This window comes from Enterobacter sp. CGMCC 5087, from assembly GCF_003144775.1.
Taxonomy (GTDB): Bacteria; Pseudomonadota; Gammaproteobacteria; order Enterobacterales; family Enterobacteriaceae; genus Enterobacter; species Enterobacter cloacae_M.
This window is the reverse complement of sequence record NZ_QFXN01000069.1, coordinates 1-18,052: the sequence shown is the minus strand read 5'-3', so window position 1 is coordinate 18,052 and position 18,052 is coordinate 1. Positions and strand designations below refer to the sequence as shown.

General features: G+C 58.0%; 19 protein-coding genes. 2 read left to right on the top strand and 17 right to left on the bottom strand.

All coding sequences use genetic code 11. From position 1 onward, the window contains the following. Positions 1-23 precede the first annotated feature (23 nt). From DEO48_RS06325 to cysG, 11 genes are all read right to left on the bottom strand, one after another. Positions 24-650 carry a protein-L-isoaspartate(D-aspartate) O-methyltransferase gene (locus DEO48_RS06325; protein WP_023308989.1) on the bottom strand — a complete coding sequence of 209 codons (627 nt, stop codon included), beginning with the start codon at positions 648-650 and terminating at the stop codon, positions 24-26. After that, the gene (gene surE / locus DEO48_RS06320) at positions 644-1,405 is read right to left on the bottom strand and encodes a 5'/3'-nucleotidase SurE (RefSeq protein ID WP_109844664.1); all 762 of its coding nucleotides are present in this window, start codon (positions 1,403-1,405) and stop codon (positions 644-646) included. The genes DEO48_RS06325 and surE overlap by 7 nt, the downstream gene beginning before the upstream one ends. Next, on the bottom strand, positions 1,386-2,435 hold the full coding sequence (gene truD / locus DEO48_RS06315) for a tRNA pseudouridine(13) synthase TruD (RefSeq protein WP_023308991.1): 1,050 nt from the start codon (positions 2,433-2,435) through the stop codon (positions 1,386-1,388). Before truD ends, surE begins: the two co-directional genes overlap by 20 nt. Next, entirely contained in the window at positions 2,432-2,911 is a 480-nt protein-coding gene (gene ispF / locus DEO48_RS06310; protein WP_008499607.1) for a 2-C-methyl-D-erythritol 2,4-cyclodiphosphate synthase, read from the bottom strand. The genes truD and ispF overlap by 4 nt, the downstream gene beginning before the upstream one ends. Next, a complete protein-coding gene (gene ispD, locus DEO48_RS06305) occupies positions 2,911-3,621 on the bottom strand; it encodes a 2-C-methyl-D-erythritol 4-phosphate cytidylyltransferase (protein ID WP_109844663.1) in 711 nt (236 codons plus the stop codon). Before ispD ends, ispF begins: the two co-directional genes overlap by 1 nt. 19 nt (positions 3,622-3,640) lie before the next feature. Then, the gene (gene ftsB, locus DEO48_RS06300; RefSeq protein WP_008499609.1) at positions 3,641-3,952 is read right to left on the bottom strand and encodes a cell division protein FtsB; all 312 of its coding nucleotides are present in this window, start codon (positions 3,950-3,952) and stop codon (positions 3,641-3,643) included. A gap of 166 nt (positions 3,953-4,118) precedes the next feature. Beyond that, positions 4,119-4,445 (bottom strand): DUF3561 family protein, encoded by a 327-nt coding sequence (locus DEO48_RS06295; RefSeq protein WP_109844662.1) that lies wholly within the window; start codon positions 4,443-4,445, stop codon positions 4,119-4,121. A gap of 58 nt (positions 4,446-4,503) precedes the next feature. Next, a complete protein-coding gene (cysC, locus tag DEO48_RS06290; protein WP_010434543.1) occupies positions 4,504-5,109 on the bottom strand; it encodes an adenylyl-sulfate kinase in 606 nt (201 codons plus the stop codon). Next, complete coding sequence (gene cysN / locus DEO48_RS06285; protein WP_109844661.1) at positions 5,109-6,533, bottom strand: sulfate adenylyltransferase subunit CysN; 1,425 nt, start codon at positions 6,531-6,533, stop codon at positions 5,109-5,111. Before cysN ends, cysC begins: the two co-directional genes overlap by 1 nt. A 9-nt stretch (positions 6,534-6,542) precedes the next feature. After that, complete coding sequence (gene cysD / locus DEO48_RS06280; RefSeq protein ID WP_006811770.1) at positions 6,543-7,451, bottom strand: sulfate adenylyltransferase subunit CysD; 909 nt, start codon at positions 7,449-7,451, stop codon at positions 6,543-6,545. Positions 7,452-7,460: 9 nt separating this feature from the next. Further along, positions 7,461-8,819, bottom strand: a complete 1,359-nt coding sequence (gene cysG / locus DEO48_RS06275; RefSeq protein ID WP_023308997.1) for a siroheme synthase CysG — start codon at positions 8,817-8,819, stop codon at positions 7,461-7,463. Between the two features lie 237 nt (positions 8,820-9,056). Here cysG and DEO48_RS06270 point away from each other — a divergent pair, with 237 nt between their 5' ends. After that, positions 9,057-10,100, top strand: a complete 1,044-nt coding sequence (locus tag DEO48_RS06270) for an aminopeptidase (RefSeq protein WP_109844660.1) — start codon at positions 9,057-9,059, stop codon at positions 10,098-10,100. Between the two features lie 88 nt (positions 10,101-10,188). Here the strand turns inward: DEO48_RS06270 and cysH are convergent, their stop codons facing one another. From cysH to cysJ, 3 genes are read right to left on the bottom strand one after another with little or no spacing between them, the layout of a single operon-like run. Next, a complete protein-coding gene (gene cysH / locus DEO48_RS06265; RefSeq protein WP_109844659.1) occupies positions 10,189-10,923 on the bottom strand; it encodes a phosphoadenosine phosphosulfate reductase in 735 nt (244 codons plus the stop codon). Between the two features lie 15 nt (positions 10,924-10,938). Then, on the bottom strand, positions 10,939-12,651 hold the full coding sequence (cysI, locus tag DEO48_RS06260) for an assimilatory sulfite reductase (NADPH) hemoprotein subunit (protein ID WP_109844658.1): 1,713 nt from the start codon (positions 12,649-12,651) through the stop codon (positions 10,939-10,941). Beyond that, positions 12,651-14,456 (bottom strand): NADPH-dependent assimilatory sulfite reductase flavoprotein subunit, encoded by a 1,806-nt coding sequence (gene cysJ / locus DEO48_RS06255; RefSeq protein WP_109844657.1) that lies wholly within the window; start codon positions 14,454-14,456, stop codon positions 12,651-12,653. The genes cysI and cysJ overlap by 1 nt, the downstream gene beginning before the upstream one ends. 306 nt (positions 14,457-14,762) lie before the next feature. Here cysJ and queD point away from each other — a divergent pair, with 306 nt between their 5' ends. Next, the gene (gene queD, locus DEO48_RS06250) at positions 14,763-15,125 is read left to right on the top strand and encodes a 6-carboxytetrahydropterin synthase QueD (RefSeq protein WP_023309002.1); all 363 of its coding nucleotides are present in this window, start codon (positions 14,763-14,765) and stop codon (positions 15,123-15,125) included. Between the two features lie 85 nt (positions 15,126-15,210). Here the strand turns inward: queD and queE are convergent, their stop codons facing one another. The 3 genes from queE to DEO48_RS06235 all read right to left on the bottom strand — a co-directional run. Next, entirely contained in the window at positions 15,211-15,882 is a 672-nt protein-coding gene (queE, locus tag DEO48_RS06245; RefSeq protein WP_023333236.1) for a 7-carboxy-7-deazaguanine synthase QueE, read from the bottom strand. Positions 15,883-15,936: 54 nt separating this feature from the next. Next, complete coding sequence (locus DEO48_RS06240) at positions 15,937-16,644, bottom strand: N-acetylmannosamine-6-phosphate 2-epimerase (protein WP_109844656.1); 708 nt, start codon at positions 16,642-16,644, stop codon at positions 15,937-15,939. Continuing rightward, on the bottom strand, positions 16,644-18,052 hold a 1,409-nt coding region (locus tag DEO48_RS06235; RefSeq protein WP_109844655.1), incomplete at its 5' end, for a PTS transporter subunit EIIC. The genes DEO48_RS06240 and DEO48_RS06235, both read right to left, overlap by 1 nt.

The following is an 18,052-nucleotide window of genomic DNA, read 5'->3' as shown; positions in this document are numbered from 1 at the left end:
ATAACCCTGGATAATTCCGAGTCTCAGGCCAACTCCCCCTTTACCAGAGGCACAAAGCGCACGGCTTCCACGGTGTCGATAATAAACTCGCCGCCGCGCCGACGAACGCGCTTCAAAAGCTGCTGCTCGTCCCCAACGGGCAGAACAAGAATGCCCCCCTCATCCAGCTGCGACAACAGGGCTGCAGGAATTTCAGGCGGGGCCGCCGTCACGATGATCGCGTCAAACGGCGCGCGCGCCTTCCAACCCTGCCATCCATCACCGTGTCGTGTCGAAACATTATGTAAATCAAGTTGTTTCAGGCGACGACGCGCCTGCCACTGTAAACCTTTAATCCGCTCAACGGAGCATACATGATGAACCAGATGCGCCAGGATCGCGGTTTGATACCCCGACCCGGTGCCAATCTCCAGCACGCGTGATTCGGGCGTCAGCTCCAGCAGCTCCGTCATGCGCGCCACCATATAAGGCTGCGAAATCGTCTGGCCCTGTCCGATGGGCAGCGCCACGTTTTCCCACGCTTTGTGTTCAAACGCCTCGTCTACAAATTTCTCACGTGGAACCTGAGCAAGCGCTTCAAGCACGTGCTCGTCGCGGATCCCCTGCGCGCGGAGTTGTTCCAGAAGAGTTTGTACACGTTTGTTTACCATTGCGCGTTCACTCCTGCGCGATCCAGCCAGCCCGACACCACATCATGCGCGCTATACGCGGTTAAATCTACGTGCAGCGGGGTAACCGAAACATAGCCTTCATCCACGGCGGCAAAGTCGGTATCCGGACCCGCATCGCACTTATCGCCGGGAGGGCCAATCCAGTAAAGCGTGTTGCCGCGAGGATCCTGCTGCGGGATGACCCGATCGGCAGGGTGTCGACTCCCGCAACGGGTGACGCGAATGCCTTTAATTTCGTCGAGGGGAAGATCCGGCACGTTGATGTTGAGGATGCGCCCGGTACGCAACGGCTCGCGGCCGAGCGCCCGCAGGATCGAACAGGTCACCGCGGCGGCGGTATCGTAGTGCGTATGGCCGTTCAGCGAGACCGCCAGCGCCGGGAATCCCAGATGGCGCCCTTCCATTGCGGCCGCCACTGTGCCGGAGTAAATCACGTCATCACCGAGATTAGGACCGGCGTTAATGCCGGAAACAACGATATCCGGACGCGGCCGCATCAGCGCGTTCACGCCCAGAAAAACACAGTCGGTTGGCGTGCCCATCTGTACGGCAATATCGCCATTTTCAAAGGTAAAGGTGCGAAGCGACGACTCCAGCGTCAGAGAGTTAGACGCTCCACTGCGGTTACGATCGGGCGCCACGACCTGCACGTCCGCAAATTCACGGAGGTGTTTCGCCAGGGTCTGAATGCCTGGCGCGTGGATCCCGTCATCGTTACTCAGCAATATTCGCATAATCACCCGAGGTGTTGATAAGTTCCCTGACAACACTGGTGGCAAAGCTACCTGCCGGTAGCCAGAAGCGTAACTCGACGGTTACGTCATCCCACCAGTTCCAGCTTAACTGCTGCGGATAGAGCAGCATCGCGCGGCGTGCCGCCTCGACTTTTTCCCGCACAAGCAAGGATTGTAATTCTGGCGCATCCGCTACGGCTGACTGCTCGGCGGCCAGCGCGTCGCCCTGTGTTCCCCAGTCGCCCGTACCCGGCAACGCGGCGGTAATCATCAGCGCTTTTGCGTCCACGCGCGACTGCACATCGGCCATTTCTTCGGCCGTTGCCACAAACCAGCTTCCGCGTCCCGCTAATTGTAGCGCATCGCCAACAACAACTTGATTCGCGTCCGGTTTTTTCAGCCTTTCGCTCACAATCTGATTAAACAACGCGCTGCGGGCCGCCGACAACCAAAAACTGCGTTTATTCCTGTCGCGCACCGGCGCATCGCTTTGCGCCCAGCGCAGCGCGCCCTGCAGGTTGCTGCCGCCAATGCCAAAGCGCTGCGCGCCAAAGTAGTTCGGTACGCCGCGTTCACTGATAGCGTTCAGACGTTTTTCAACATCTTCGCGGTGGGACACTTCACGCAGCACCAGCGTAAAGTCGTTCCCCTTCAACGCCCCCAGACGCAGTTTGCGCTTGTGGCGGGCGAATTCCAGTACCTTACAGCCTTCAAGCTCAAATTTGCTTAAATCAGGCATCGTATTGCCGGGAACGCGCGCGCAGAGCCACTGTTCCGTGACGGCGTGTTTATCTTTCTGTCCGGCAAAGCTCACTTCGCGGGCATGAATTTTGAGGAATTTTGCCAGCGCGTCGGCCACAAAGCGGGTATTGCAGCCATTTTTCAGAATACGCACCAGGATATGTTCGCCTTCGCCATCCGGCTCAAAGCCCAGATCCTCCACCACGAGGAAATCTTCCGGGCTGGCTTTCAGCACCCCGTTCCCCTGCGGTTTACCGTGCAGGTATGTCAGGTTGTCGAAGTCCGTCATTTGCTCGCCTTCACCAGCAGCGCCACGGCCTCACAGGCAATCCCTTCGCCACGCCCGGTAAAGCCCAGCTTCTCGGTCGTCGTCGCTTTGACGTTCACGTCGTCCATATGGCAGCCCAGATCTTCTGCAATAAACACGCGCATCTGCGGAATGTGCGGCAGCATTTTCGGGGCCTGGGCAATAATCGTCACGTCGACGTTGCCGAGGGTGTAACCTTTCGCCTGAATGCGGCGCCACGCTTCGCGCAGCAGTTCGCGGCTGTCCGCCCCTTTAAATGCCGGGTCGGTGTCCGGGAACAGCTTGCCGATATCACCCAGCGCGGCAGCGCCCAACAGCGCGTCGGTCAGCGCATGCAGTGCCACGTCGCCATCAGAATGCGCCAGCAGTCCTTTTTCATAGGGAATGCGCACGCCGCCAATGATAATTGGGCCTTCTCCGCCAAAGGCGTGTACATCAAAACCGTGTCCAATTCGCATTATGCCTTCTCCTGATGGGTCGAACGGGTAAGATAAAATTCCGCGAGCTGTAAATCTTCCGGACGCGTCACTTTTATATTATCAGCGCGTCCTTCAACAAGCTCAGGGTGGAAACCGCAATACTCCAGCGCAGAGGCTTCGTCCGTGATGGTCGCACCTTCTTTAAGCGCTCGCGTTAGGCAGTCGTGGAGTAATTCGCGGGGGAAAAATTGTGGCGTCAGCGCGTGCCATAAATCGACGCGATCGACGGTGTGGGCGATAGCCTGTTTGCCCGGCTCGGCGCGCTTCATGGTGTCGCGCACCGGTGCGGCCAGAATCCCGCCAACCTTGCTTGTTTCGCTCAGCGCCAGCAGGCGCGCAAGATCGTCCTGATGCAGGCAAGGACGCGCCGCGTCATGTACCAGCACCCACGACGCGTTTCCGGCGGCCTGAAGGCCCGCCAGAACGGAATCGGCGCGCTCGGCGCCACCGTCAACGACGGTAATGTGTGGATGATTTGCCAGCGGCAGCTGCGCGAAGCGCGCATCGCCAGGGCTGATAGCGATGATCACACGCGTCACCCGCGGGTGCGCCAGCAGCGCCGCCACGGCGTGCTCGAGGATCGTTTTATCGCCAATAGAGAGGTACTGCTTGGGACATTCTGTCTGCATGCGCCGGCCAAAACCTGCGGCCGGCACCACGGCGCATACGTCCGAAAAAGTTACTGCCATGTCGTAATCCTGGGCCTGATTATCGATTGTTTTGTGCTGAGCCCTGATTGCGTTTAGACGCATCCGGAACCAGACGATAAAAGGTTTCGCCCGGCTTAGTCATACTGAGTTCATTGCGTGCGCGTTCCTCAATCGCCTCTTGCCCGCCATTGAGGTCATCAATTTCAGCAAAGAGTTGATCGTTTCGCGCCTTAAGTTTGGCGTTTGTTGCCTGCTGAGCCGCGACGTCATCGCTCACCCGGCTATAGTCGTGCAGTCCGTTCTTACCGAACCACAGCGAATATTGCAGCCAGATTAGCAAAGCCAGCAACAGCAGCGTTAGTTTACCCATCCTGCCCCCTGAAAAACGGCATCATCATCCCAAGACTTCCCCAGAGCACTACGCCGGGGTAACAGAGATGCCGCAACATCGCGGGCAAATGTACCACATTTTTTCCGCAGAATCGTCCTGCACAATATCGTTACACAGTTGGTTACGGTTTGAATTATGGCTGAAGTTAGCCCATGAGCCACAAAAATAACAGACCAAACATCAGAACCACCGTCATAATCGTGACCACGGTGCTGTAGAGGAGCTTGCCGTTGAGCAGAGAGTGCAGCGCAATGCCGACAACAACCGCCACGGGCATCAACGCCAGAAAGAAAGGCCAGGTGTAGAGAAAGAAGAACAGCGTGTTGCCGCCGTAGATAAGAAACGGAATGCCAAGCGCCAGCAGCCATGAGACGAAGCCAATGATGGCCCCAGGAAATGACCAGGTCGTTTCGTCGTCGGTCGCTAGCGGCTCCGACCCGGTGGTGGTGATGTAATGTTCACTGTTGCGCATAGCTAATCCTGTGACCGTGACTCATCGTTCGGGAAGACAGCTCCCGAACGATACCGCCTCAGGATCTGATAATATCGTCCCGCCTGAGCAGGTCTAATAATTGGCTTACTAAATTTGTTACCAATTGTTGACCTTCCAGGTGAATTTCAGGCGATTCAGGCGCTTCGTATACCGCGTCAATTCCGGTGAAGTTGCGCAGCTCTCCGGCACGCGCTTTCTTGTACAGCCCTTTCGGGTCGCGCGCTTCGCAAATCTCCAGCGGCGTATCGACAAACACCTCGATAAAGCGATCCTGGCCCACGCGTTCGCGCACCATCTGGCGCTCGGCGCGGTGCGGGGAGATAAACGCGGTCAGCACCACCAGCCCGGCGTCAGCCATCAGGCTGGCGACTTCGCCCACCCGGCGGATGTTCTCTTTGCGGTCATCGTCGCTAAACCCTAAATCGCTGCACAGGCCGTGACGCACGTTATCGCCATCCAGCAGGTACGTGCTTACGCCCTGCTGATGCAACGCCTCTTCCAGCGCGCCTGCCACCGTCGATTTACCCGAGCCGGACAGCCCGGTAAACCACAGCACAACCCCACGGTGACCGTGGAGCTGTTCGCGCTGGGCGACGGTCACCGGATGAGGATGCCAGACGACGTTCTCATCATGGGCGGCCATTACTTGCCTCCCAGCAGATCGCGTGCGCCCCAGTGTGGGAAGTGTTTACGCACCAGCGCGTTCAGTTCCAGCTCGAAGGCGCTGAATTCAGACGTCGCGACAGCCTGTTTAATCGGTTCGCGAACCATACCGGCCCCGACGGTAACGTTGGTCAGCCTGTCGATAAAGATAAGACCTCCCGTGACCGGGTTCTGCTGATACGGATCCAGCACCAGCGGTTCGTCGAAGGTCAGATCGACCAGACCGATGCCGTTCAGCGGCAGCTCGGTGACGTCACGCTGGGTCAGGTTGTTGATATCCACCTGGAACTGAATACCGTCCACGCGGGCGCGGGTTTTCTTGCCGGCAATTTTGATGTCATAGCTTTGGCCTGCGGTCAGCGGCTGTTCGGCCATCCAGACCACGTCCACGGAAGCCCCCTGCACTGCCGCCAGCGTTTCCTGCGCGTCGACCAGCAGGTCGCCGCGGCTGATATCAATTTCGTCTTTCAGCACCAGCGTTACGGCTTCACCGGCGCCCGCTTCCTGCAGGTCACCGTCGAAGGTGACGATGCGGGCGATAGTCGATTCCACGCCGGATGGCAGCACCTTGACGCGCTGACCTACCTTCACGGAGCCTGACGCCAGGGTGCCTGAGAAACCGCGGAAATCGAGGTTTGGACGGTTCACGTACTGCACCGGGAAGCGCATCGGCTGGGTATCGACCACGCGCTGAATTTCAACGGTTTCCAGCACTTCCAGCAGCGTCGGACCGCTGTACCACGGCATGTTCGCGCTCTGGGAGGCGACGTTATCCCCTTCCAGCGCCGAGAGCGGCACAAAGCGAATATCCAGGTTGCCCGGCAGCTGTTCGGCAAAGGTCAGGTAGCTCTGGCGGATCTCATCGAACTTCTCTTCGCTGAAGTTGACCAGATCCATCTTGTTGACCGCCACCACCAGGTGTTTGATCCCCAGCAGCGTCGAGATAAAGCTGTGACGACGGGTCTGATCCAGCACGCCTTTACGCGCGTCCATCAGCAGGATCGCCAGGTCGCAGGTGGACGCGCCGGTCGCCATGTTGCGTGTGTACTGCTCGTGCCCCGGGGTGTCAGCGATAATAAATTTGCGCTTCTCGGTAGAGAAGTAGCGGTAGGCCACGTCGATGGTGATGCCCTGCTCGCGCTCCGCCTGCAGGCCGTCCACCAGCAGGGCCAGGTCGAGTTTTTCACCCTGAGTGCCGTGACGTTTACTGTCGTTATGCAGGGAAGAGAGCTGATCTTCATAAATCTGGCGCGTGTCGTGCAGCAGGCGGCCAATCAGGGTACTTTTCCCGTCATCCACGCTGCCGCAGGTCAGAAAACGCAGCAGGCTTTTGTGTTGTTGCGCGTGCAGATACGCTTCCACGCCGCCTTCGTTGGCAATTTGTTGAGCAATAGTGGTGTTCATGGCGGCTCCTTAGAAATAACCCTGACGTTTCTTCAGCTCCATGGAGCCTGCCTGGTCGCGGTCAATCACGCGCCCCTGTCGCTCGCTGGTGGTGGACACCAGCATCTCTTCGATGATCTCCGGCAGCGTCTGCGCGCTGGATTCCACCGCGCCGGTCAGCGGCCAGCAGCCGAGGGTACGGAAACGGACCATCTGTTTTTTGATCACTTCACCCGGCTGCAGGTCGATGCGATCGTCATCGATCATCATCAGCATGCCGTCGCGCTCCAGCACCGGGCGCTCGGCGGCCAGGTACAGCGGAACGATCTCGATGTTTTCCAGATAGATGTACTGCCAGATATCCAGCTCGGTCCAGTTGGAGAGCGGGAAGACGCGAATGCTTTCGCCTTTGTTGATCTGACCGTTGTAGTTGTGCCACAGCTCCGGACGCTGGTTTTTCGGATCCCAGCGGTGGAAGCGGTCGCGGAAGGAGTAGATACGCTCTTTGGCGCGGGATTTCTCCTCGTCACGGCGCGCGCCGCCGAAGGCCGCGTCAAAACCGTATTTGTTCAGCGCCTGCTTCAGCCCTTCGGTTTTCATGATATCGGTGTGCTTGGCGCTGCCGTGCACGAACGGATTAATGCCCATAGCCACCCCTTCCGGGTTTTTGTGCACCAGCAGCTCGCAGCCGTAGGCCTTCGCGGTACGGTCGCGGAACTCGTACATTTCGCGGAATTTCCAGCCGGTATCCACGTGCAGCAGCGGGAACGGCAGCGTGCCCGGATAAAACGCTTTACGCGCCAGATGCAGCATGACGCTGGAATCTTTACCGATGGAGTACATCATCACCGGGTTAGAAAACTCGGCGGCCACTTCGCGGATGATATGGATACTCTCCGCTTCGAGCTGCCGCAGGTGTGTAAGACGTTTTTGGTCCATAACCGTTCCTTAAGCCAAATTTACGACAGAAGAACCAAAGCCTTCTGTATCGGTTGTGTGTTGGAACCAGGCGAGCGTGCTGTGCAGCTGCACCACTTCACCCACCACGATCAGGGCGGGCATCGGGGCGTCTTTCGCCAGGGTTGCAAGATGTTCCAGCGTGCCCGTCGCAACGTGCTGATCGACGCGCGTGCCGCGAGAAATGACGGCAACGGGCGTCGTCGCCTCGCGACCGTGCTGAATAAGCTGTTCGCTGATGTCCGCGGCCTTCATCGTGCCCATGTAGATCGCCAGCGTCTGGCGGCTCTGGGCGAGATGCGACCAGTCGAACGGCGTGCTGTCGGCCTTGTAGTGGCCGGTCACAAAGGTCACGCTCTGGGCGTAATCGCGGTGGGTCAATGGAATACCGGCGTAGGCCGTTACCGCAGAGGCCGCCGTGATACCGGGCACCACCTGGAACGGTATGCCCGCTTCGGCTGCCGCCTGCAGCTCTTCGCCGCCGCGGCCGAAGATAAACGGATCGCCCCCTTTCAGGCGCACCACGGTTTTACCCGCTTTGGCGGCGTCAACCAGCATCTGGTTAGTGTCGTGCTGCGGCACCGAGTGCTCGCCAGCCCGTTTGCCGACGCAGATTTGCTCCGCGTCGCGACGGATCAGCTCGCGCACGCCGTCGGTGACCAGATGGTCGTAGAACACCACGTCCGCGTCCTGCAGCACCTGCAGGCCGCGCAGCGTCAGGAGCCCGGCATCGCCCGGCCCTGCCCCCACCAGAATGATCTCCCCGCCCGTGCTGCCGGGGTTATCCAGTTCGTCCTCGAGGATTTTCTGCGCCGCCGTCTCATTACCGGCATGCATCAGGCTGGCAAAGCGGCCGCGAAACACGCGTTCCCAGAAGCGACGGCGTTCCGTTACGCTGGTCAGGCGCGTTTTAAGGTGGTTGCGCCAGAAGCTGGCTTTTTCCGCCATGCGCCCGAGGCTGGTCGGCAACAGCGCTTCGATTTTTTCACGCAGCACGCGCGCCAGCACCGGTGCGGTACCGCCGGAGGAGATCGCCACCAGCAGCGGAGAACGGTCAACGATCGACGGGAAGATAAACGAGCATAACGGCTGGTCGTCCACCACGTTCACCAGGCGGTAACGGGCCTGAGCGGCGTCGGAAATCCGCCGGTTCAGGTCGCGATCTTCGGTCGCTGCAATCACCAGCACTACGGTATCGATTTGTGATTCGTCAAAATCCGCTTCTGCCACTACCCGCACCTGCGCCCCTGCGCGCTGCAAAAACGCGATTTTGCGATCGGCAATTTCACCCGTGCCTACAACCAGCACCGGCTTCTCTTTTATCGCGGCAAATAAGGGCAGATAGTCCACAAGCAACAACTCACTAACAACGAGGAATAAAGGGACTATAGGGGGCGGCTTAGACCGAATGAAATTACGAATTGGAATGAGTAGTTACTCAATGGAATAACGCCGTGAAAAAGCTAATACCAAAAAGTGCTTAACATGCGAAATATCGGGCATTTAAGAGCAATTCAAATTGTGTATGGGCGATCACAGTTTCATACTAGGCGGGTTAATATTTTGCTCTGTTTTTAAGGACTCACTATGTTTTCCGCAACGCGCCACCGTATTGCTGCCCTGGCGCTCGGCGTTTGCTTTATTCTTCCTGCCCAGGCAAAAAACCAACCTTATGGTGAAATCGCCACTATGCAAGCGCGGCATATCGCCACCGTCTTTCCTGGCCGCATGACCGGCTCGCCTGCGGAGATGCTCTCCGCGGACTATCTTCGCCAGCAGTTTGCCGGGATGGGCTATCAGAGCGATATCCGGTCGTTTCACAGCCGCTACGTCTATACCTCACGAAATAAAACGAAAAACTGGCATAACGTGACCGGCAGTACGGTTATCGCGGCGCATGAAGGTAGCGCGGCTGAACAGATTATTATTATGGCGCACCTTGATACCTACGCGCCGATGAGCGATGCCGATACGGATAACAACCTCGGCGGGCTGACGCTGCAGGGCATGGACGACAACGCGGCGGGCCTGGGCGTGATGCTCGAACTGGCCGAGCGGATGAAAGATATTCCAACCCGGTATGGCATTCGTTTCGTGGCTACCAGCGGTGAAGAAGAGGGCAAACTCGGGGCTGAGAATCTCCTTAAGCGCATGAGCGCTGAGGAGAAGAAAAATACGCTGCTGGTGATCAACCTCGATAACCTGATCGTCGGCGATAAACTTTATTTCAACAGCGGGCAGAGTACGCCGGGTACCGTGCGGAAACTGACGCGCGACCGGGCGCTGGCGATTGCCCGCAGCCATGGCGTTTATGCCACGACCAATCCGGGCGGGAATCCTGCTTTCCCACGCGGAACAGGCTGCTGCAACGACGGGGAAGTCTTCGATAAGGCGGGCATTCCGGTGCTGTACGTGGAAGCGACAAACTGGGCGTTGGGCAAGAAAGATGGCTATCAGCAGCGGGCTAAATCGAAAGCCTTCCCGGACGGGACAAGCTGGCACAACGTGATGCTGGATAATCAGCAGCACATTGACAGCGCGCTGCCTCAGCGGATTGAGCACCGCAGTCGTGATGTGGTGAAGGTCATGCTGCCGCTGGTGAAGGAGCTGGCGAAGGCGGCGAAAGCCTGAGGTTTTTAAGGCCTGATGCCCTCACCCCACCCCTCTCGATAAGCCTTTGTAGGCCCGGTAAGCACAGCGCCACCGGGCAAAAAGGTTATCACCCTTCATGCAGCCCGCACTCGCGCTTCAGCCCAAAGAATCGCGTCTCTTCTTCCGCCATTCCCGGTTCCCATTTGCGCGTGGTGTGGGTGTCGCCCACCGACAGATAGCCCTGGTCCCACAGCGGATGGTACTTCAGCCCGTGTTTTTGCAGATACTGATACACCGTCCGGTTATCCCAGTCGATAATCGGCAGCACTTTAAACACCCCGCGCTGGACCGCCAGAACCGGTAAGGTTGCACGACTGCCGGACTGCTCGCGACGCAGGCCCGCAAACCACGTCTGCGCATTGAGCTCTTTCAGCGCCCGGTTCATCGGTTCGACTTTGTTGATCTCATTGTATTTCTCAATGCCCTCAACGCCCTGCTCCCACAGCTTACCGTAGCGCGCCTCCTGCCAGGCCGCGCTTTTCGTCGCGCGGTACACTTTGAGGTTCAGCTTGAGCTTGTCCGTCAGCTCGTCAATAAACTGGTAGGTTTCCGGGAACAGGTAGCCGGTATCGGTGAGGATCACCGGAATGTCCGGACGGATCTGATTCACCAGATGCAGGCTGACCGCCGCCTGAATACCAAAGCTCGACGAGAGCACATAGTCTCCCGGCAGGTTTTCCAGCGCCCACGCCACACGCCCTTCAGCGTCCAGCTTTTCAAGGTGGGCATTGGTTTCTGCCAGCGCCAGAATGCGTTCGACTTTAGGCAGATCGTTAAGGGCGTTTAGATCGAGTACGGACATAATTACCTCTCGTGGTTACTCCCAGAAATCCCTTGCGGGATCGAGCACCGGGCGAATGATGCCCGCACGCACCGTAAAGTCGCCGAAGCCTTCACCCGCTTCGCGCTCTTTCGCCCAGCGCCCGACAAGCTCGTCGATGGAATCAAGGATTTCCGGCTCGGTAATGTTCTCGCGGAACATACGCGGAATGCGCGTGCCGATACGGTTACCACCCAGGTGCAGGTTATAGCGCCCCGGCGCTTTCCCCACCAGACCCAGCTCGGCCAGCATCGCGCGACCGCAGCCGTTCGGGCAGCCGGTGACGCGCATAACAATATGCTCGTCCGGAATACCGTGTTTTTCCAGAATCGCTTCAACCTTGTCAGTGAATGACGGCAGGAAACGTTCCGCTTCGGCCATCGCCAGCGGGCAGGTCGGGAACGACACGCAGGCCATCGAGTTTTCACGCTGCGGCTTAACCGCATCCATTAACCCGTGGTCGCGCGCCAGCTTCTCGATCTTCGCCTTCTGGCTCTCCGGCACGCCGGCAATAATGAGATTCTGGTTAGCGGTAATGCGGAATTCGCCTTTATGGATCTTAGCAATTTCCAGCAGACCGGTTTTGAGCGGACGGCCCGGATAATCCAGAATACGGCCGTTTTCAATAAACAGCGTCAGGTGCCATTTATTATCGATACCCTTCACCCAGCCAATGCGATCGCCGCGACCGGTGAATTCGTAAGGGCGGATCGGCTCAAACTTGATGCCTGCACGACGTTCCACTTCCTCTTTGAACGTCTCCACGCCCACGCGCTCCAGGGTGTATTTGGTTTTCGCGTTTTTACGGTCGGTACGGTTGCCCCAGTCGCGCTGGGTGGTCACTACCGCTTCCGCCACGGCCAGCGTGTGCTCCAGCGGCAGGAAGCCGAACTCGCTCGCGGTGCGGGCGTAGGTTTTCTTATTACCGTGTTCAATGGACAGGCCGCCGCCCACCAGCAGGTTAAAGCCAATCAGCTTGCCGTTTTCGGCAATCGCCACGAAGTTCATGTCGTTGGCGTGCAGATCGATATCGTTCTGCGGCGGGATCACCACCGTGGTTTTAAACTTACGCGGCAGATAGGTCTGGCCAAGGATCGGTTCTTCGTCCGTGGTCGCGACTTTTTCCTGATCGAGCCAAATCTCCGCATAGGCGCGGGTGCGCGGCAGCAGATGCTCAGAGATCTTCTTCGCCCACTCATAGGCTTCGGCGTGCAGCTCGGACTCATACGGGTTCGAGGTGCAAAGCACGTTACGGTTCATGTCGTTGGCGGTCGCCAGGGCGTCCAGCCCAACCGAGTGCAGCATCTGATGCACCGGCTTCACGTTCTTCTTCAGAATGCCGTGGAACTGGAAGGTCTGACGGTTGGTCAGGCGGATGCTGCCATAAATCGTGTTTTCACCGGCAAACTTGTCGATGGCCTGCCACTGCCTGGTGGTGATCACCCCGCCCGGCAGACGGCAGCGCAGCAGCATCGCATGACGCGGCTCCAGCTTCTGTTCGGCACGCTCGGCGCGGATGTCGCGATCGTCCTGCTGGTACATACCGTGGAAGCGGATCAGCAGGAAGTTGTCGCCTTTGAAGCCGCCGGTGAGACCGTCATTCAGATCTTCAGCAATGGTGCCGCGCAGATAGTTGCTTTCCAGCTTCATGCGCTCGGCGTCTGTCAGTTTACCTTCGACCACCAGTGGCCCTGGATGTTTTTCGCTCATTAGTAGACATCTCGCTGATAACGGCGCTCAACGCGCAGCTCACTTAAAAATTCATCCGCCGTTTCGGCATCCATACCGCCGAATTCGGCAATCACTTCCAGCAGTGCCTGCTCAACGTCTTTCGCCATGCGATTGGCGTCGCCGCAGACATAAATGTGGGCACCGTCATTGATCCAGCGCCAAAGCTCTGCGCCCTGTTCGCGCAGTTTGTCTTGTACGTATACTTTTTCTTTCTGGTCGCGGGACCAGGCCAGATCGATGCGGGTCAGTACGCCTTCTTTCACGTAGCGCTGCCACTCAACCTGGTAGAGGAAATCTTCGGTAAAGTGCGGGTTGCCGAAGAACAGCCAGTTTTTACCCGGCGCTTCATCTGCCGCGCGCTGCTGCATAAAGGCGCGGAACGGCGCAATGCCGGTGCCCGGGCCAATCATGATGACCGGTGTTTCCGGGTTCGCCGGAAGGCGGAAGTTGTCGTTGTGCTCAATGAAGACGCGCACTTCACCCTCTTCTTCCACGCGATCCGCCAGGAAGCTAGAAGCCCCACCCGCGCGGGCGCGGCCTTCGATGTCGTAGCGCACCACGCCGACGGTAATATGCACTTCACTCTCCACTTCGGCCTGCGAAGAGGCGATGGAGTACAGGCGCGGCGTCAGCGGTCGCAGCAGGCCGATTAGCGCATCGGCATCCAGCTGAGCCGGAGAGAAACGCACCATATCGACAATTGGCGTCGTCGCGGCGTAATGCTGCAGCTTCGCCTTGTCGCCCACCAGCGGCAGCAGGGATTCGCTGCGCGTTAAGGTGGCATAATTTTCGACGATATTCGGGGTGTTCACCGTCAGTTCGAAATGCCACTGCAGCGCCTCTGAAATCGGCTGGGTTTTGCCATCAACGGTGACGGGCTCATCACCCTTCAGCCACAGCAGCTCAACCAGCTCTTTCACCAGAGCCGGATCGTTCTGGTACCAGATACCCAGCGCGTCGCCCGGCTGATAGCGCAGGCCAGAGTCGCCGAGATCGATTTCGATATGGCGCACGTCTTTTTCCGAATCGCGGCCAGTAATTTTCTGGTTCACCGACAGGCTCCCCGTCAGCGGCGCCTCTTTGGTGTACGGGCTGGTGTGAATGTCGTTGACGACCCCCGTCGCGGTGAACGCGGCCTGCGCCGACGTCTCTTTCGGCACGCGCGCTATCAACACTTCAACGATGCGGGCACGCCATTCGGCGGCGGCGGTCTGGTATTCGACATCCGCGTCAACGCGGTCCAGCAGGCGCTCCGCGCCCAGCTCCGCCAGCCTGCTGTCGAAGTCTTTACCGGACTGGCAGAAGAATTCATACGAGGTATCGCCAAGGCCAAATACGGCAAACGCCGTGCCATCCAGCTTCGGTGCTTTTTTCGAGAACAGGAACTTGTGCAGCGCCACCGCTTCTTCAGCGGGTTCACCTTCGCCCTGGGTAGAGGCGACCATCACCAGCAGTTTTTCTGACGCGATTTGCTTAAATTTATAATCCCCGGCGTTGACCAGGTTCACGTTCAGTTTGGCGGCCAGCAGGTCGTCACGCAGCGCTTCGGCCACGCGACGCGCATTGCCCGTCTGCGAGGCGGAAATCAGGGTAATGGCCGGAATTTCAACGGCCGTTGCCGGTGCACCCGCCACAGCGCCAGGCTGCTGATTGAGCATTCCCCAGAAATAACCGGAGACCCAGGCAAGCTGAGTGGGAGAAAAATCAGAGGTGGCAGCCTGAAGGCGCGCCAGTTGCTCCGGGTTCAGGGGAAGCAAATTTGAAGGTGGGGCCTGTGTTGTCATGCGTCGTTATGTTCCAGTAGCCAAGCGGACTTTAAGCGAATAAATCCAAACTGAAGATAAGGTTAACGGCGAGGATAATAACAATTAAAGAAGGGATGGAAATAATAAATAACCAAATGGACTAACCTGTTTTAGTTGTCATACTTAGCGATAAAAACGATTAATTAACCCACTGAAAATTATCGATAAAAACCACAAAAAACGCCTGTTAACGAGACACCTGGCTTCAGAGCCGTTTTAGTTAATGCTAAAAATTGTGCTTTCCGGTACTATGCGGCGGTTTTTTCCGCATTACTGAGAGCGATCATGTCCACCACACTGTTTAAAGATTTCACCTTCGAAGCCGCCCACCACCTTCCGCATGTCCCTGAAGGGCATAAATGCGGCCGTCTGCACGGGCATTCGTTCATGGTGCGTCTTGAGATCACCGGTGAAGTTGATCCGCATACCGGTTGGATCATGGATTTTGCCGAGCTGAAGGCGGCGTTTAAGCCGACCTACGATCGTCTGGATCATTACTACCTGAATGATATTCCGGGCCTTGAAAACCCGACCAGCGAAGTGCTGGCGAAGTGGATTTGGGATCAGATGAAGCCGCTGGTGCCGCTGCTGAGCGCGGTGATGATCAAAGAGACCTGCACCGCTGGCTGTATCTATCGCGGGGAGTGATGCTTGCCGGGTGGCGCTGACGCTTACCCGGCCTACAAGAGCCTCGAACCGTAGGCCCGGTAAGCGCTAGCGCCACCGGGCTTTTTTATGCAATATTCAGGTACTTGTGCGTCTGCATCGACAGGCGCCAGTTACGCGCAATACAGGTTTCAATGCACAGACGCGTCGCGTCGTCTTTCTGGCTGATCGGCTGTAGCGCAATGACGCGCTGCTTTTCATCCGTCAGCGTGGCCAGCAGTTCATCCAGCGCTTCAATATCACGCACGCGCCCTACCGGGTGCTTAATCTCATCCGCGCGTTCCAGCGCCTGAGACAGCACGTCATACCCGCCGCGCATATTCACTTTTGGCGATACCGTCACCCAGGTCGTGTGTGAACAGCGCACTTCATGGGTGCCGCTGGTTTCAATCTGGCAGCTGTAGCCGTTCTTTTCGAGCAGCTCGGTCAGCGGCGTCAGATCGTGGATGCAGGGTTCACCGCCGGTGATCACGACGTGGCGCGCCGTCCAGCCCTGACGACCAATAATGGCCAGCAGATCTTCAGAACTGCCCGCGCCCCACTTATCGCTCTCTTTGGTTTTCGCCAGAATGCTAAACAGCGACACTTCCCGATCTGCGAGCTTATCCCACGTATGTTTGGTATCACACCAGGCACAGCCAACCGGGCATCCCTGTAAACGAATGAAAATAGCGGGAACGCCGGTAAAGTAACCCTCGCCTTGCAGGGTCTGGAACATCTCGTTAATCGGGTACTGCATAGTCATCTCAGTAAAGGGGATAAACGATAAGTATCGCAGATCCCCGCCGGATGGTCATGCTCCATCGGTGCTTTGCGCGCCAATCGCCGCCATAAAACGCTCGGTAATTTGCTGTGGACGGGTGATCGCGCCGCCGACGACGACCGTATGCGCGCCCAGCGCCAGGCATCTGGCCGCGCGTTCAGGCGTATCCACGTTGCCTTCGGCAATCACGGGAACCGTCACGGCGGCCAGCACGGCCTTCAGGAACGCGCAGTCATTTTCCGGAAGCGAATGGCCCGCCGTTTCCGCCGTATAGCCGTAAAGCGTGCTGCCGACGCAGTCAAAGCCAAGCGCCTGCGCCGTCACGGCTTCGCCCACGGTGGAAATATCCGCCATCAGCAGTACCGAGGGGTAGCGCGAGCGAATGCGCGTGACCAGCGTTTCCAGGGATTCTCCACCGGGACGCTCACGCGCCGTCGCATCAAGCGCAATGATTTCCGGAAAGGCGGCCATGAGCTCATCCACCTCTTTCATCGTGGCGGTGATAAACACCTCGCTTTCCGGGTAATCCCGTTTGATGATGCCGATAACAGGCAAAGAGACCTGCTGCTTAATGGCCTCGATATCCACCACGCTGTTGGCACGAATGGCGGCGGCCCCGCCCTGCGCCGCCGCCAGCGCCATCCGCGACATAATAAACGGGCTATGCAGCGGTTCATTTTCCAGCGCCTGACAGGAGACGACCAGTTTTCCCTTCAGGTTATCCAGTACAGTTTTCATTACGATAAGATCTCTTCCACTTCGTTTTTGATAATCGTGACGTGCGGTCCATAAATGACCTGAACACCGTTACCGCGCACGATAACGCCGCGCGCGCCGGTGGCTTTCAGCGCCGCGTCATTCACTTTGCTGCCGTCCTTCACCGTAACGCGAAGACGCGTGGCGCAGCAGTCCACCTCTTCCAGATTCTCTTTTCCGCCTAATCCCGCGATCACCGCAACGGCGCGCTCGCTCTGCGAGAAGGTCGCTTCACTGACCATCGCCTCCTTTTCCCGACCCGGCGTGGCAAAATCGAAACGGTTAATCAGATAGCGGAAGGTGAAGTAGTAAAGGAAGAACCACGGCACGCCCACCAGCGGAACGAACATCCAGTTGGTTTTGGCCTCCCCCTGCAAAATGCCGAACAGCACGAAGTCGATAAAACCGCCGGAGAAGGTTTGCCCGATGGTGATATGCAGCATGTGTGCGAGCATGAACGCCAGGCCGTCAAACAGCGCATGAATGACGTAAAGCACCGGCGCAATAAACAGGAAGGAAAACTCGATAGGCTCGGTAATCCCGGTCAGGAACGAGGTTAGCGCCGCAGAGAGCAGCAGCCCGGCAACGCGCTTTTTGTTCTCCGGTTTTGCCGTGTGGTACATCGCCAGACACGCGCCGAGCAGGCCAAACATCATCGTAATAAAGCGCCCGGACATGAAGCGCGACGTGCCCTCATAGAAATGCTGCGTGTTCGGGTCGGCCAGCTGGGCGAAGAAAATCCGCTGTGTTCCCTCAACGAGGTGACCGTTAACAATCTCACTGCCGCCGAGCGCGGTGGTCCAGAACGGCAGATAGAAGATGTGGTGCAAACCAAACGGGCCCAGCATGCGTAAGATAAAGCCGTACAGCAGCGTGCCCAGATAGCCGGTGGCATCCACCAGCCCACCGAGACCAAAAATCAGTTTCTGGAAATGCGGCCAGACCACGGTCATGAGTGCGCCGACGAGTATCGCCGCCAGCGAGCTGACGATGGGAACAAAGCGCGAGCCGCCAAAGAACCCGAGGAACTGCGGAAGCGCAATTTTATTAAACCGGTGATGGAGCGTGCAGGTCACCAGCCCAATCACCACGCCGCCAAAGACGCCGGTTTCCAGCGTCTGAATACCCAGCGTCATACCCTGCCCCACGGCGCCCGGGTTCTCATGCGCCAGTTTGCCGGTGAGGATCAGCAGCGCGTTGATGGTGGCATTCATCACCAGAAACGCAAGTAGCGCCGCCAGACCCGCCGTGCCCTTATCGCTTTTTGCCAGCCCGACGGCCACCCCAACGGCAAACAACACCGAGAGGTTCGCAAACACGATGGATCCTGCGCTGCTCATGATGGTGAAAATGGCCTGAAGCCAGCTCACGTCTAAAAACGGATAGGCTG